Annotated in this window: 13 protein-coding genes; 4 read left to right on the top strand and 9 right to left on the bottom strand. The window is 65.6% G+C overall.

Annotated features, from left to right (window positions below):
• Positions 1-12: 12 nt before the first annotated feature.
• The 3 genes from HB634_RS15875 to rsgA form a co-directional block, all read right to left on the bottom strand.
• On the bottom strand, positions 13-1,191 hold the full coding sequence (locus tag HB634_RS15875; RefSeq protein ID WP_213949252.1) for an autotransporter outer membrane beta-barrel domain-containing protein: 1,179 nt from the start codon (positions 1,189-1,191) through the stop codon (positions 13-15).
• Positions 1,192-1,204: 13 nt separating this feature from the next.
• Positions 1,205-2,545 (bottom strand): hypothetical protein, encoded by a 1,341-nt coding sequence (locus tag HB634_RS15870; protein WP_213949251.1) that lies wholly within the window; start codon positions 2,543-2,545, stop codon positions 1,205-1,207.
• An 83-nt stretch (positions 2,546-2,628) separates the two neighbouring features.
• Positions 2,629-3,684, bottom strand: a complete 1,056-nt coding sequence (gene rsgA / locus HB634_RS15865; RefSeq protein ID WP_063571767.1) for a ribosome small subunit-dependent GTPase A — start codon at positions 3,682-3,684, stop codon at positions 2,629-2,631.
• Between the two features lie 119 nt (positions 3,685-3,803).
• Between rsgA and HB634_RS15860 the strand changes: the two genes are divergently transcribed.
• The 4 genes from HB634_RS15860 to grxD all read left to right on the top strand — a co-directional run bounded on the left by HB634_RS15860 (position 3,804) and on the right by grxD (position 7,714).
• A complete protein-coding gene (locus HB634_RS15860; protein ID WP_213949250.1) occupies positions 3,804-5,048 on the top strand; it encodes an aminotransferase class I/II-fold pyridoxal phosphate-dependent enzyme in 1,245 nt (414 codons plus the stop codon).
• Between the two features lie 3 nt (positions 5,049-5,051).
• A complete protein-coding gene (locus HB634_RS15855) occupies positions 5,052-5,666 on the top strand; it encodes a GDSL-type esterase/lipase family protein (protein ID WP_213949249.1) in 615 nt (204 codons plus the stop codon).
• Between the two features lie 183 nt (positions 5,667-5,849).
• The gene (locus HB634_RS15850) at positions 5,850-6,719 is read left to right on the top strand and encodes a UDP-2,3-diacylglucosamine diphosphatase (RefSeq protein ID WP_063573480.1); all 870 of its coding nucleotides are present in this window, start codon (positions 5,850-5,852) and stop codon (positions 6,717-6,719) included.
• A 71-nt stretch (positions 6,720-6,790) separates the two neighbouring features.
• Positions 6,791-7,714 (top strand): Grx4 family monothiol glutaredoxin, encoded by a 924-nt coding sequence (grxD, locus tag HB634_RS15845; RefSeq protein WP_213949248.1) that lies wholly within the window; start codon positions 6,791-6,793, stop codon positions 7,712-7,714.
• Positions 7,715-7,792: 78 nt separating this feature from the next.
• Here the strand turns inward: grxD and HB634_RS15840 are convergent, their stop codons facing one another.
• The 6 genes from HB634_RS15840 to mgtA all read right to left on the bottom strand — a co-directional run bounded on the left by HB634_RS15840 (position 7,793) and on the right by mgtA (position 14,636).
• Entirely contained in the window at positions 7,793-8,929 is a 1,137-nt protein-coding gene (locus HB634_RS15840) for an acyltransferase (protein ID WP_213949247.1), read from the bottom strand.
• A gap of 105 nt (positions 8,930-9,034) precedes the next feature.
• Complete coding sequence (locus tag HB634_RS15835) at positions 9,035-9,748, bottom strand: LytTR family DNA-binding domain-containing protein (protein ID WP_213949245.1); 714 nt, start codon at positions 9,746-9,748, stop codon at positions 9,035-9,037.
• Positions 9,745-10,803 (bottom strand): histidine kinase, encoded by a 1,059-nt coding sequence (locus tag HB634_RS15830; RefSeq protein WP_213949244.1) that lies wholly within the window; start codon positions 10,801-10,803, stop codon positions 9,745-9,747. Before HB634_RS15830 ends, HB634_RS15835 begins: the two co-directional genes overlap by 4 nt.
• Before the next feature lie 38 nt (positions 10,804-10,841).
• A complete protein-coding gene (locus tag HB634_RS15825; RefSeq protein ID WP_213949243.1) occupies positions 10,842-11,315 on the bottom strand; it encodes a nuclear transport factor 2 family protein in 474 nt (157 codons plus the stop codon).
• Between the two features lie 99 nt (positions 11,316-11,414).
• On the bottom strand, positions 11,415-11,921 hold the full coding sequence (locus HB634_RS15820; RefSeq protein ID WP_213949242.1) for a hypothetical protein: 507 nt from the start codon (positions 11,919-11,921) through the stop codon (positions 11,415-11,417).
• A gap of 87 nt (positions 11,922-12,008) precedes the next feature.
• On the bottom strand, positions 12,009-14,636 hold the full coding sequence (gene mgtA / locus HB634_RS15815; RefSeq protein ID WP_063571153.1) for a magnesium-translocating P-type ATPase: 2,628 nt from the start codon (positions 14,634-14,636) through the stop codon (positions 12,009-12,011).
• Positions 14,637-14,739 lie beyond the last annotated feature (103 nt).

Genomic DNA, 14,739 nt, shown 5'->3' with positions numbered 1-14,739 from the left:
TCGTCCCGGTTCTCAGAACGGGTAGATCACGCCGGCGCGGGCGCTCATGCCGGACTCGCCACCGTGGCCGACCCGCGAACGCGCGGTGACATCGACATACGCCGTGAGGTCATGGCGAAACTGCCATGCCGCGCCCGCCGCGAGTTCAGTGGCTCTTCCCGCGCTGCCCGTGGCCAGCCGGACGCCCGAGACATCGACCGACTCTCCCGAACCGCGTGTGATGACGTAGCGGGTGTCGATGTACGGCGACCAGGCGGCGAGCACGTCGCCCCTGGGTTCGAACCGCATGGACGCTCGCGCGCCGCTGCGCAGGGTCACGCGGCTGGGTGAACCCGGCCGTACGAGCAGGCCATCGCGATCCGTGGCACTGACAAAGCGGAGACGTTGCCAGAGCAGGGAAGCCGCAGGCTCGAGTACCAGGCGCTCGACCGGATGCCAACGGAAGCCACTGCCGATCGACGCTTCATTGGCGTTGGCACGAAACCGTCCTAGTACCTCGCCACGCAGGGGCGTGTTCACATCGATGCGATGATGCGTATACCCGTACGACGCTGTGGCATGCCAGCCATCTTCGGTATCCAGCACGTAAGTGGCCACCATACCGCGCGCGTTGGCCCTCGCGCGACTCACGCCATCGACATCGCGTGGTGCGATACGCGTCGACCCCGTGGTGAGGCCCAGCCCAGCACGCATCGTCATGGCACCCGATGACCATGCGAGCACGTCGCCGGCTATCTGCAGGCCACGATCCGATCGCACGTAGTCGGTGGCGTAGCGCTGGAACGGCAGGGTGCTTCGGTAGGCTGCATGACCACCGAACGAACGAACGCGCCATGCCGGATCTCGCGTCGCGGCCGGGTCGTCCGGACGCCAGGCATCCATGGACGCGCGTCCGTAGCCGAAGAGCGCATGGGCAAGCACGAGATAGGCAGGTCCCTGGGGCACCAGTCGTGCCCGCGTGGCGGCACCGCGCACGGAGGCTTCGTCGTTTACCGGGTTGCCGAAAGCATCGATACGGTTGCTCTGCAACCGATAGTCCCAGTGGTCGTTGCCCTCGCCGACGACCAGACGCTGCCGTGCATCGGACGAGCCCGGTGCATAGGCAACGAGGCCGTATTGCCAGGGACCGGCGGCCACATACCCACCCGCAAGCTGGAAGGAATCCGTGCCGGCCTGCCCACCGACCTGCACAACACTGATCCCGTCACCGGCGTGCGGTTCGCGCGACAGCGGCGACGTATCCGCACCGGCACCCCCCCGCGTTGACGATATGCAGAGTCGTGGATCCCGTGGCGTCTCCGGAGACCAGTAGCCGGTCGGCGAGTTGGCCGGCTGCGCCGCCGACATCCAGCCGGGCCCGCAAGGTCACGCTACCTCCGTTGCCGGGGTTGGCGAACGTGCCGACATGCAGGCTGCTCGCTGGCGAGGCCTCGTCGAAGGCGATCCGTCCATGCCCGAGCAAGGCCAGGTGTTGCACCGAACTGTCGCCGGTCGCTTTCCAGGAGCCGTCGGCGACAGTGAGTTCGGCAACGCGCTCGCCCCTGCCAATCCACGACGAATTGGCCAGCCTCACACGTAGCGGGCCGCTTCCCGTGCTGACGATGTCACCGTGCACATGGCTGTTCTCGGCGGAGAAGGTCAGCAGCTGATCCGCGTTCTCGATGCGACCGGCGATCTGCGCACCGCCGCTCACGGTGACGGCGACATCGCCTGGATCACCATGCACGGCGCGGATAGCGTGACCTGCGCCACGCACTTCGCCACCGTCGACGGTCACCGTGCCACCCGCGAGGGCGATGGCGGAGGCGCCAACACCTTGGGCGATGATCCGCGTGTCGCCCACGGCGAGTATCGACGTGGCACCCCGGATCGATACCGTGTCCACGGCAGGCTGTTCTGTCAGCAGGGAACTGTGGGTGAGTGCGACGTTTGCGCCACCACTGATGGCGATGGCCTCCGCCACCTCGAACGCCTTACCCGCGCCGCCGCGTTTCCCCGCGTGGACGATGGAAAGTCCCGAGCCGACGATACGAGTATCCGTTCCCGCGGCGAGAACCCCGATCGCGTTCTCACCATCGACGCGCAACCTCACACCATTCGCGGTGACCCGGCTACCCGAACGCGATGAGATCCCGATGCTATCCGCCGCGCTCATGGTCAGCGCTACATTTTGAAGGGTGATCCTGGAGATATCCTGGGCATGGACGCCGATGGAACGTGTGCCGCTACCAACCATGCGGCTGTCACCAACGAACGCACTTGCCTCGCCGAAAGCCAGCAGACCGTACGCATGGCGCGCGGCATTGCCTGAGCTGTGATTGATGATATCCACGTCGTACGCGTCGAACGAACCGCGTCGCCTGACCTCGACGGCGCGGCCGACGCCGGGTCCGTCGATGGTGATCCTGTCGCCAGGGTCCAGCGAAAAGGCCTCACCGTCGTTCACGACGACGCTGTGGGGATAGTGGGTGCCCCGCGCCGGGACGACCAGCGCACCGAACAATGCCAGGGCGAGCGCGCTGCGCCCATACGAATACACGGCCATGATGCCTTCCTCGTTTTGTCGATGAGGAAAGCAACTTAGTTATCGGCGCACACCGCGTATGTCGGGAGCTGTCGCTCCGTGAGTCAGCCGTCGCCGCGGCGCCATTCGCCACGCTTGGGCTTGCCGACAGGCTTTGGACCGGCCTTCCGTTTCAGGCGTGCTTCCAGCGTGGCGGCCTGCTCTTCGCGTTCGTCGTGCAGCTTGAGATAGTTGCGCCAGCGTTGCGGCGAGAGCTCACCCGAGGCAAGCGCAGCCTGGATGGCGCAGCCCGGTTCGTTGCTGTGTCCGCAATCGCCAAAGCGACACTGCGACGACAGGGTTTCGATGTCGGCGAACAGGTCCAGGTTCTCTTCGCCGGTAAGTTTCAGCTCGCGCATCCCCGGCGTGTCGATCAGGCAACCACCCGTTGGGAGACTGAGCAGTGCGCGGTGGGTCGTCGTGTGCCTGCCGCGGCTATCGTGCGAGCGCACGGCGGCGGTGGCCATGCGGTCATAACCCAGCAGCGTATTGGTCAGCGTCGACTTGCCTGCGCCCGACGAACCCACCAGCACGGCACTGGATCCGGGGCCGAGATAGGCACTCAGAAGGGCCACGGTGCTAGGGTCTTTCGCGTTGATCGCATGCACCGCCGCATCATCGGGGAGCCGTTCGCGCAGGGCAGTGACGGCACCCTCGACGTCAACCTCGGTGTCGGCCTTGGTCAGCAAGACGACGGGACGCGCGCCGGAGCCTTCGACCAGCGTGAGGTAGCGTTCGATGCGCGACGGATTGAAATCGCCGTCGAGACCGGTGATCACCAGCACGTAGTCAATATTGGTCGCGATGATCTGGCGCTCGTAGCGCTCGCCGGCCGCCGCACGCGTCAGGACCGACCGCCGAGGCAGGATCTCCTCGATCACCGGATGATTGGCATGGTCGAGCAGGACGAAGTCGCCGACAGACGGTCGCAGCGAGGGATCGAGGCCACGCTTTAGGAAGTGCCCGGCAGGCTGTGCATTGAACGCCACCGAGCCGTCGTGAACTTCGTAGCCGGCACGATGCTGCGCCACGACGCGTGCGAGGCGGCGTGGATCGTCGGGCAGGGCGGGGTCGCGCCAGCCGATATGGCGCAGGCGCGCCAGGTCCGATGAGTCGGTCATAGTCGTGATTATGCCCGCTTCCGACCCTGTTTCCGCCTCGCGAGCCCGTTCGTACGCTGTTAGGATCGGACGACGACCGCCGGGAACGCGCCCGGCGGCAAGCACCGGAAGTCCTGCACGTGTCCTCGATCAAGCCCAGCGCGCACCTGGCGGAAGTGCGCTATGAAATCCGCGGCGCCCTCACCCGGCGTGCCCGCGACATGGAAGCGGCCGGCCAGCCGATCATCAAGCTCAACATCGGCAACCCTGGCCGCTACGGCTTTGCCACCCCGCCCCATCTCCGCGAAGCGATAGGCGCCCATCTGACCGATAGCGAAGCCTATGGTCACGAACAGGGCCTGGAAGAGGCCCGCGAGGCCATCGTGGCCCAGCAGAAGGCCCGCGGATCGGTCGGCATCGATGTCGAGCGTGTCTTCATCGGCAACGGCGTGAGCGAGCTCATCGACATATCCCTGCGCGCCCTGCTCCAGCCAGGCGACGAGGTGTTACTGCCCAGCCCGGACTATCCGCTCTGGAGCGCCGCGACCATCCTCAACGATGGCAGCCCGCGCTACTACCGCTGCCTTGCCGAGCATGATCACCTCCCCGACCCCGACGAGATCGAATCCCTGATCGGCCCGCGCACGCGCGCCCTGGTGCTGATCAACCCGAACAACCCCACGGGCGCGGTCTACCCGAAGGCCCTCCTCGAACGCATCGTCGAGGTCGCCCGGCGCCATGGGCTGCTGTTGCTCTGTGACGAGATCTACGACGAGATCCTCTACGACGACACCCCGTTCCAGCCGCTGGCGGCGATTGCCGGTGACCATCCCTGCGTGAGCTTCGGCGGACTTTCGAAGGTGCACCGTGCCTGCGGCTATCGCGTCGGCTGGATGAGTCTCTCCGGTGACCCGCGTCGCACCGCCGAGTACCGGGATGCCCTCCAGCTGCTCGCCGCCCTGCGCCTGTGCGCCAACGTGACAGCGCAGTGGGCCGTGCGCCCGGCCTTGCTCGACGCGCCGACGATCGGTGCCCTGACCTCGCCCGGCGGCCGTCTGTACCAGGCGCGACAGACGGTGCTCGACCATGTCGCTGCCAGCCCGTTCCTCGACGTGGTCGCCCCGGGCGGTGCCATCTATGCCTTTCCGCAGATCCGCGCGGATGCCATCGCCCATTTCGACGACACCGCCTTCGCGCTCCGCCTGCTCGAGGAAGAGAGCGTGCTGGTCGTACCAGGCACCAGCTTCAACCTCTCGGCGAGCCGTCATCTGCGACTCACCCTGCTGCCCGAGCCTGCCCAGCTGGCCGAGGTGTTCGTGCGCATGGATCGCGTGCTCGGCCGGATGGCAGACGAGGCCACGCCCGCGGCCAGCGCGGTCGCCTGAGCCGTGACCGAAGCCACCTTTCTCGCCCTCGGCGATTCGTACACCATCGGCGAAGGCGTGCCTGTCCAGGGACGATGGCCGGTGCAACTGGTCGCGCGCCTGCGCGAGCGTGGCGTCATGGTCGGCGATCCGCGCATCATCGCCACCACGGGCTGGACGACCGATGAGTTGTCGATCGCGATGGACGAGGCCGCCCTTCGCGGCAGCGTCGGCCTGGTGACCCTGCTGATCGGGGTGAACAACCAATACCGCGGCCGCTCCGCCAGCGAGTACCGCGAACAATTCCTCACCCTGCTTCATCGCGCTATCGCGCTGGCCGGCGATTCGCGCCGGGTGATCGTGGTGTCGATTCCCGACTGGGGCGTCACCGCCTTTGCCGAAGGCCGGGATCGCGCGGCGATCGCCAGCGACATCGACACCTTCAACGCCATCGCGCATGACGAGACCATTCGCGCCCATGCGCGATGGGCGGACGTGACGCCGGCCTCGCGCGCGGCGGGTGCGACGCCCGGGATGCTGGTGGAGGATGGGCTGCACCCGTCGGCCGCGCAGTACGCGACGTGGGTCGATGTGATTTTGCCGGAGGCCCAGGCGGCATTGCGGGAGCTTCATCGCTGATCGCCGATGAATCGGCTCCCACACAAATCCGGCGCGACCTGACCCCTGTGGGACCCCGATTCACTAGTGGGAGCCGCTTCAGCGGCGATGCTCTACCGCAACACACCTGAAACACCCCCGCCACGCCGCGGTTACCTGCCAGGTCGAGACTGATGTCCCGGGACAACCCGGGAAACCGACGTCATGGCCAAGCTCTCCTGCCGCAGCGCCTTCATCTCCGACGTGCATCTGGGCACGCCGGACTGCAAGGCAGCCTATCTCCTGGACTTCCTCAAGAATCTCGATTGCGAGCAGCTGTACCTGGTCGGCGACATCGTCGATCTGGAAGCGCTGGCCAAGCGCCACTGGTGGCATCCCGACCATAGCGCGGTCATCGCCGAGCTCGTCGCCATCGCCGCGAAGGGCACGAAGGTGACCTACCTGCCGGGCAACCACGATTTCCAGATGCGCGGTCTCGCCGGCTCGACCATCGCGGGTATACGCGTGGAACTCGACGCGGTGCACGAAGGTGCCGATGGCCGCCGTTACCGGGTGAGCCACGGGGACGAGTACGACCCCGAGCATATCGGTCGCAGCTGGATCGCCTGGCTGGGCGACAACCTGCATCGTTTCATCTGCTGGGCGAACCGTCGTGTGCATGCGGTGCGCAAGCGCCTCGAGCTGCCGTACATGCCCCTGTCGATCATCCTGAAGTCGCACGTCGGCGCCGCCCTCGCCTACATCCGGGACTATGAGCAGCGGGTGGCCTCCGACGCCCGCGAGCGAGGCTTCGACGGGCACATCTGCGGCCACATCCATTTCGGCCATATTCGGTCGCTGGACGGCATCCTCTACATGAACGACGGCGACTGGGTGGAGCATTGCACCGCCCTCGTCGAGGATGCCACCGGGGCGATGGAGCTCATCCACTGGACCGAGCGCCGCACCCACCTGGGTCGCGCCAGCCGTGAGACCGTGCTGCCCTCGCCCGAGGCCGTCCTCGGCTTCGCTCCGCTGGTCGATTGCCGGGCCGATCTCACGGAATTGACGGCGGAAGTGTCACTAGCGGGTTGAAACGGACTCGAAGGGGGCCCATGTGCCACGGATGCCGGTAAAATGGCCCCCTCTCTTTCCGCGGTGACCCCATGGCCCTCGATACACCCACCCGCGAGCGCATCGAAACTCTCCTCGCCGAGCACCAGGTGGTGCTCTTCATGAAGGGCACGCGCCAGCAGCCGATGTGCGGCTTCTCGGCCGCGGCGACGAACACGCTCAACGACATCATCCCGACCTACCACACGGTCAACGTGCTGGAAGATCCGGAAATCCGCGAGGGCATCAAGGAATACGGCCAGTGGCCGACCATTCCGCAGCTCTACGTGAAGGGCGAGCTGGTCGGTGGTTCGGACATCATCCGCCAGATGTACACCAGCGGTGAGCTCTACACCCTGTTTGGCGCCAGCGCGCCGGACCGCACGCCGCCGGAAATCACCATCACCGAGAAGGCGGCCGAAGCCATCCGTGGTGGCATGGCCAATGCCCAGGGCATGGCGCTGCACCTCGAAATCGGTCCGGACCACAGCGCGGGCTTCCAGCTCGCCCCGGCGGGTGATTTCGACATCGTCGTAGTCGCCAGCGGTATCGAAGTCCACTTCGATCCGGGCAGTGCCGCGCGCGCCAAGGGCGTCGTCATCGACTGGGTCACCACGGTGCAGGGCGAAGGCCTCAGCCTGAAGTTTCCCGGCGCTGTCGAGATCGGCACGCTCAACGTCCACCAGCTGAAGGACCGCCTCGCCGCCGGGGACATCACCCTCGTCGACGTGCGCCCCGCCCACGCCCGCGTCATGGCCGCACCACTCGCGGGCGCGCGCATCCTCGAAGAGGAAGGCTACGAAACGCTGGCCCAGCTGCCGAAGGACGCACCCATCGCCTTCATCTGCCACCACGGCGTCTCCAGCCGCGCCGCCGCCGAGCGCTTCGCCGCGCATGGCTTCACGCAGCTGTTCAATGTCGAAGGCGGCATGGACGCATGGTCCCGCGAAGTGGATCCGACCGTCCCGCGTTACTGATACCGAAACCGCTCCTGTAGGAGCCGATTCATCGGCGATTGCCCGGTTGCCTCAGCATCACCACGCTCAGGCTTCCCATCAGTTCGACAAGACGGCGCCTTCGGGCGCCGTCTTCGTTTGTGCGTCCCGCCAACGCAGGAAAGGCCGTTCCACCGCGTAGTGCAGGACCGCACCACCTGCCAGCGTCGCCACGACATAGATCGCGAAGCGCAGCAGGCCGTCGTCCGCCAGCCGGCCAACGAGGGCCGCCTGGACGAGCATGAAGACGCCCTTATGGCTGAGATACAAACTGTACGACGCCGATGCCAGCCAGCCCGCGCCGGGAATCTTCAAGCGTGCGAACCACGTGGCCCCGGTGCCGGCGGCGACGAAGGCCATCATCGCCAGAGCGACCAACGGATAGCCGGCGACGCAAGGCCAGAAGTCGGCACGTGCCGCGTCAAAAAACACGATGGCAGCGGCGAGCAGCGCGACGCCCAGCGCCAGCAGCAGGTTCACGCGCGCGTGGGCCCAGGCGAACCATGTAGGGCGATAGACACCGCAGGCAGCCAGCGCGACGCCGGCGACCAGGCCATCAAGGCGCGCCCAGGTCGGGTAGTAGAGATAGCGCAGGTATCGCAGGCCGCGATCGTCCGCCGCGCCACCCACGCTGTTTCCGGCAGGCCCGACGAAATGTGTCCAGAGCCACGCACGCAGCAGCATGCCGCCGACGACCACGATGGCGGCGACCACGGCGAATTTCCACGCGGCTGGCTTGCGCGTCAGCGCGTAGGCGAGGAACGGAAACACCAGGTAGAAATGCTCTTCGACGCAGAGCGACCACACATGCGAGAACGCGTAGTTGTCGTCGTTGGTGTACTGAAGGTTGAAGGTGAAGGTGAGGAACTGCCATAGCGGCTGCATGCCCTTCGTTTCGGGCCACGCCGGCCAGAGTTCGTACAGTGCGAGCACGACGAAGAACGCGGGGAGGATGCGGACGAAACGGCGCTTGTAGAAGGCCGGGAAATCGAGCGTCCCGGTCCGTTGCAAGGCCTTGAACACCTGCGTTCCGATCAGGTAACCGCTGAGCACGAAGAACAGGTCCACGCCCATCCAGCCGGACCATTGGAACAACCCGTAGCCTTCACCCAGGCCGCCGATCAGGTAGCTGTGGAAAAGGATGACCCACGCGATGGCGGCGGCACGAAGGGTGTCGAGTCCTGCAAGGCGGGACATGGGCGTTCCTTTGCATGGTTCATGGTGAATGTGCGCGATAGCGGAGCGCGGCGTGGGGCGGGAAAGTGGCAATTCGAAGGCGCGGTGCCATGGCGACTGACGAGGCTACGAGCGCTCCTGATGAAGCGCGGCGAGCAAGGCGTCGATATAGGTGCGGCTCGCACGCAGGGTCGTACCGTCGCGCAGCCGAAGTACAGCATCACGATTGGGCCGGGGCTGGAACTCCGCCACCTGGTCCACGCGGACGATGGCCGATCGATGCACGCGCAGGAAGCGCGACGGATCGAGCTTGCGCGACAGGGTGGTCAGGGTTTCGCGCAGGAGGTGGCGCTGCCCGTTCACGTGCAACGCGGCGTAGTCCCCATCGGCTTCGATCCAGATGATGTCCACCGCCTCGACGAAGCTTAACCGTGCGCCGATGCGGATGCCGAAGCGTTCCGGCCAGTGGCTCGTCGTCGCACGCCCGAGTTGCCGGCGCGCGCGATCGATCGATTCAGCGAAGCGTTCGTCATCGATCGGTTTCAGCAGGTAGTCGATCGCGTTCAGTTCAAAGGCGCGCAAGGCGAAGCTGTCGTGAGCGGTAAGCAGAATGGCTAAGGGGCGCTCAGTGGCGGGGATCGCGGCCAGTGCGTCGAGCCCGCTCAAACCGGGCATCTGAACGTCAACGAAGGCTACATCGACCGCATCCTTACGCAACGCTGCCAGCGCGTGACCATCGCGGCATTCGGCCACGACGGTGACGTCCGGCTCGGCGCGCAGACGCGCGAGCACGCCGCTGCGCGCCAGAGGTTCATCGTCGACCACGGCCACGCGAATCATTCCGCCACCTTCGGCTGCGACGACAACCGCCAGGGCAATTCAACCGTCACGCGCCATTGCGCGCCGACAGGACCCGCTTCGAACCCGTGTGCATTCGGATGCAAGGCATTGAGACGGGCGCGTACGTTGGCTAGGCCAACGCCGTGCCCGTCGCTCGCGACCCCGTCGAGCCTGTCGTTCTCCACCTGAACGCGCAGGATGTCGGCTTCACGCTGCACGCGGATCGACACCGTGCCTCCCTCCCCGCGCGGCGCGATGCCATGGCGGATCGCGTTCTCGACCAGCGGCTGGAGCAGAAGGTGCGGCACCAGCGCATCGAGTGCGCCGGGTCCGGTATGAATGTCGATGCGCAGGCGGTCGCCCAGCCTCGCCTTCTCGATGTCCAGATAGGCGGAGGTGAACACCACCTCGTCACCGACGGTTACTTCGTGCCCATGCGTTTCTTCGAGCGTGGTGCGAAGGAAATCGCCGAGACGGGCGATCATGCGGCTGGCGTCGCGCTTGCGATCGTCGTTGACCAGCGCGGAGATGGCGTTGAGCGTGTTGAACAGGAAATGCGGCTGCAGCTGGTACTTCAGCGCACGCAGTTCGGCGTCGCGTGTCGCCTGCGCGGCGAGTACGAGGCGCTCGCCCTCGGCGCGCAACGCGGCACGATGCAACACCATCGCCTGCAAACCGCAGAACGCGATGAGGGCCAGCCAGCAACCGTCGAGACCGCCAAAGATCCACACCCAGGTGACCTTCGCGCGCATCTCCGCGCTGGCCAGGTTCTCCAGCGCGATCACCGCGTTGAGCACGGACATGGCATAGCTCACCGGGAGCAGCACCGCCGCCATCGTCCACCAGCTGGCGCCACGCCGCCACAGCACACGCTGTATCCAGCCCAGCGGCACGATCCAGGCAAGATACGACAAGGTGTAGAACAGGCGGAACGCCAGCGCCTTCGGGTCGGTGACCGACGAGGGAAAACCCATGATCACCATGCAGCCGAAAATCGGCAGGCCTGCGATCCAGGCCATGCCCGGCGATACCGTGACGTTCCGATCTTCCTGCATGACGACCCTTTCCCTACTGCCACCGCCGATTGTATCGGTCAGAAGTTCGAGGAGTAGAGCATGGCGGCGATCTTCCAGCCGTTGTCGGTGCGGACCAGCTGCCAGGTCTCCGCGCCATGGTTACCGACTTTGCCGTCCATCAGGAACTCGAAATCGAAATAGACCGATGCCACCGAACCATCGGTTTCGATGCGTACGTTGTGGAAACGTTCCTCGACGCTTCCCTTGGCCTTGCCGACGAAATCGGCGAACTCCTGCCAGCTACCCGCCTTGTAGCGGGTTACCTCGGGGTGCTTGGCCTTGACGTTGGTGAAGGATGGTTCGCCCAGGGTGGTGATCCACGCCTTGCTCTCCGGCAGGAAGAGGTCGCCGAGGGCTTTGGCGTCCTTGGCCTTGAGTGATACCTGGAAGCTGTCGACCACCTGCTGGACCTGCGCCTTGGGCGACTCGTCGGCAAGGCAAGGCGCGGCGATGAAAAGCAGGAGCACGGCGACGGGGAGCGCGTTGCGCATGCGGGAGACCTCAGTGGGTGGGTATCCCGAGAGGACCAATAAAAACGCCCTGCCGCAAGGGAACTCGCGGCAGGGCGTTCCGTTACTGCGATGAGCCGGTTACAGGCAGGCGTTGAGGCCGTCAAAGACAGTCTTGCGGGTCATCGGGAGTTTCACCTCCAGCGGTTCCTTCGACGACATCAGCGCCTCGTAGAACGATTCCACCGGCGTGTCCTTGGCAAGGGCCAGCTTGCACTTGAACAGCTTGGCGTTGACCTGCACGGCCCCGGATTTGCCGTTGATCTGCGTATAGCTGCCGGCGAAGGTCCACAGGCACTGCTTCATCGTGCCCTTGGTGGAATCGACCGAGCAGCGCAGCTCCATCGGCCGCAGATTGCCGTAGTCGCCTTCGCAGAAGGTGTCGCCGCAGATGGCGCTGAACGCGCCGGAGAGGTGTTCGGTGAGCTTCTCGAAGCGTTCCATGCCGGCTTCCGACGCCGGCCAGTTCATCGCGTCCACATAGCGCTCGGCGGCGGGCGCCGGTGCCGGTTTCGGTGCCGTCTCGGTCTGTGCCATGGCGATGGCCGGAATGAACAGCAGAGCGGCAGCAAGGGTGTTACGAAGCATCGTGGTGTCTCCTTGGTTGGGGAGCACACATGACACCGCGTTCGCGCATGGGCGTCTGTCCATCGACGCCCATGCCTTTTCGTAGTCTTACAACCAACGTCCGTAGCGGCGGATGTAGATCGTCTTCATCAGCTGGGTGAGTACGCAGTAGCTCACCAACGTCACCGCCAGCCACGCGAAGTAGATGCCCGGCAGCGGCACCATGCCGATGCGCGCACCGAGCCCCGAGTAGGGAATCAGCATGCCGATGACCATGATCGCGCCGGTCAGCGCCAACACGGGGGCAGAGGCCACGCTTTGCAGGAACGGCACCCGCCGCGTGCGGATCATGTGCACCACGAGGGTCTGCGAGAGCAGGCCTTCGATGAACCAGCCCGACTGGAACAGCGACTGGTGGGCAACATCGTTGGCACCGAAGTAATGCCACATCAGCCAGAACGTGGTGATGTCGAACACCGAGCTGACCGGTCCGATCCAGACCATGAAACGACCGATATCGCCGGCGTCCCACTTGCGCGGATGGCGCAGGTATTCCTCGTCCATGCGGTCGAACGGGATCGACAGCTGGGACAGGTCGTACAGCAGGTTCTGCACGAGGATCTGCAACGGCAGCATCGGCAGGAACGGCAGGAAGGCGCTCGCGACAAGCACGCTGAACACGTTGCCGAAGTTCGAGCTGGCAGTCATCTTGATGTACTTCATGATGTTGCCGAAGGTGACGCGACCTTCGATCACACCCTCCTCCAGCACCATCAGGTTCTTCTCGAGCAGGATGATGTCCGCCGACTCCTTGGCGATATCCGTCGCGGTATCGACCGAAATGCCGACATCCGCTTCGCGTAGCGCCGGTGCATCGTTGATGCCGTCACCAAGGAAGCCGACGGTGTGACCGCGACGCTGCAGCGCCTTGACCACGCGCGCCTTCTGCACCGGTGACATCTTGGCGAAGACCGTGGTCTTCTCGACCATCGCATCGAGCGCGTCGTCGTCGAGCTGCTCGATATCGCGACCCAGGGCGGACGCCGTGACATCGAGGCCGACTTCGGTGCAGATCTTCCGTGTCACGGCTTCGTTGTCGCCGGTGATGACCTTCACCGCGACGCCGTGGTGATTGAGTGCCCGGATGGCCGTGGCAGCCGAGTCCTTCGGCGGATCGAGGAAGGCCAGGCAGCCGACCGCGGTCAGGCCGGTTTCGTCGGCCACGCCATAGGCCCGCTCGCCGGCGGGATCGCGACGAATCGCCACGATGAGCACACGCAGGCCGTCTTCGTTGAGCTCGTTCGTCATGGCGCGAATCTCGGCGCGCTTCTCCGACGTCATGGGCTCAACGACATCGCCGATGCGTGCCTCGCTGCAGATCTGCAGCATCTCCTCGACCGCACCCTTGCAGACGAGCAGCTGTTCGCCGCGCCCGTCCGAGACCACCACCGACATGCGCCGGCGCTGGAAGTCGAACGGAATCTCGTCGACCACATGGAAGCGCGAGGCGATCGGCTCGAGGTCGCGGTGCGTGAGCACCGCCTTGTCCATCAGGTTGCGCAGACCGGTCTGGAAACGGCTGTTGAGGTACCCGTATTCCAGGGCGTCGTCGGAGTCGTCGCCGTTGAGATCCACATGGCGCTCGAGCACGATCTTGTCCAGCGTGAGCGTGCCGGTCTTGTCCGTGCAAAGCACGTCCATCGCGCCGAAGTTCTGAATGGCGTTGAGGCGCTTGACCACCACCTTGCGCTTCGACATGGCGATGGCGCCCTTGCCGAGATTCGCGGTGACGATCAGAGGAAGCATCTCCGGCGTCAGGCCCACGGCGACCGAGAGGCCGAACATGAAGGCCTCGACCCAGTCGTGCTTATCGAAGCCGTTGATCAGGAAAACCACCGGCACCATCACCGCCATGAAGCGGATCAGCAGCCAGCTGACCGAGGAAATACCCCGGTCGAAGCTGGTCTGCACGCGCTCGCCCGAGAGGGTGTGCGCGAGGGAGCCGAGGTAGGTACGCGCGCCGGTGGCCAGCACGACCGCCGTCGCCGTGCCGGAGACGACGTTGGTGCCCATGTAGCAGACGGTCGGCAGGTCCAGCGGGCCGTCGGCGGAACCCGCGCCGGTCGTGGCGTTCGGCGCGGCCTTCTCTACCGGCAGGGATTCACCGGTAAGGATCGCCTGGCTGATGAACAGGTCTTTGGCCGCGAGCAGGCGCAGGTCGGCCGGCACCATGTCGCCGGCGCCCAGATGGACGATATCGCCTACCACCAGTTCTTCGACCGGCACCTCGATACGCTCGGCGTGGCCGTCCTCGGCGCGGCGGGTCACCGTGGAGGTGTTGCGCACCATGGCCTTGAGCTTCTCGGCGGCCCGCGACGAGCGAAACTCCTGGGTGAAGGAGAGGAGGACGCTGATACCGACCATCACGGCGATGATCACCGGGCCCGTGAGGTCATCGGAATCCGTGACCAGCTGGACCACGGCGAGCACCAGCAGCACGATGATGAACGGGTTGCGGAAGGCGTGCAGCAGCTGGATCGACCAGTGCGGCGGCTTCTCGTGGCCTACTTCGTTGATGCCGTCGCGGTCCAGCCGCTCGGCGATGGCCGCCTCGTCCAGGCCGTCCAGTCGAGCGTCCAGCGAACGCAGCAGCTCATCGGCCGGACGGTAGGCGTCGGCACTGGCGTTGGTGAAGGCTTTGGCGGCGACGGCCGCCTGCGAGATGTGCTTCTTCATGGCTCACTGCCTTTCCGGACGACGTCTCCGGGCGGGCGCGAGCGGCTCTCAGCTGGCAGCTGAAGGCGTACGCGCCGGCGCGCAGCCGACGTTCGGTTTCCGG

The sequence above is a fragment of the Luteibacter sp. dw_328 genome, from assembly GCF_018449605.1.
GTDB lineage: Bacteria > Pseudomonadota > Gammaproteobacteria > Xanthomonadales > Rhodanobacteraceae > Luteibacter.
This window is presented reverse-complemented; position numbering and strand designations above follow the sequence as displayed.

Bases quoted from the DNA above. Each gene is read 5' to 3' on its own strand.
- HB634_RS15850 (WP_063573480.1), top strand. From the start codon at position 5,850: ATGGCCAAGCTCTCCTGCCGCAGCGCCTTCATCTCCGACGTGCATCTG.
- HB634_RS15870 (WP_213949251.1), bottom strand. From the start codon at position 2,545: ATGGCCGTGTATTCGTATGGGCGCAGCGCGCTCGCCCTGGCATTGTTC.
- HB634_RS15820 (WP_213949242.1), bottom strand. From the start codon at position 11,921: ATGCTTCGTAACACCCTTGCTGCCGCTCTGCTGTTCATTCCGGCCATC.
- HB634_RS15825 (WP_213949243.1), bottom strand. From the start codon at position 11,315: ATGCGCAACGCGCTCCCCGTCGCCGTGCTCCTGCTTTTCATCGCCGCG.
- HB634_RS15830 (WP_213949244.1), bottom strand. From the start codon at position 10,803: ATGCAGGAAGATCGGAACGTCACGGTATCGCCGGGCATGGCCTGGATC.
- HB634_RS15835 (WP_213949245.1), bottom strand. From the start codon at position 9,748: ATGATTCGCGTGGCCGTGGTCGACGATGAACCTCTGGCGCGCAGCGGC.
- mgtA (WP_063571153.1), bottom strand. From the start codon at position 14,636: ATGAAGAAGCACATCTCGCAGGCGGCCGTCGCCGCCAAAGCCTTCACC.
- HB634_RS15840 (WP_213949247.1), bottom strand. From the start codon at position 8,929: ATGTCCCGCCTTGCAGGACTCGACACCCTTCGTGCCGCCGCCATCGCG.
- rsgA (WP_063571767.1), bottom strand. From the start codon at position 3,684: ATGACCGACTCATCGGACCTGGCGCGCCTGCGCCATATCGGCTGGCGC.
- grxD (WP_213949248.1), top strand. From the start codon at position 6,791: ATGGCCCTCGATACACCCACCCGCGAGCGCATCGAAACTCTCCTCGCC.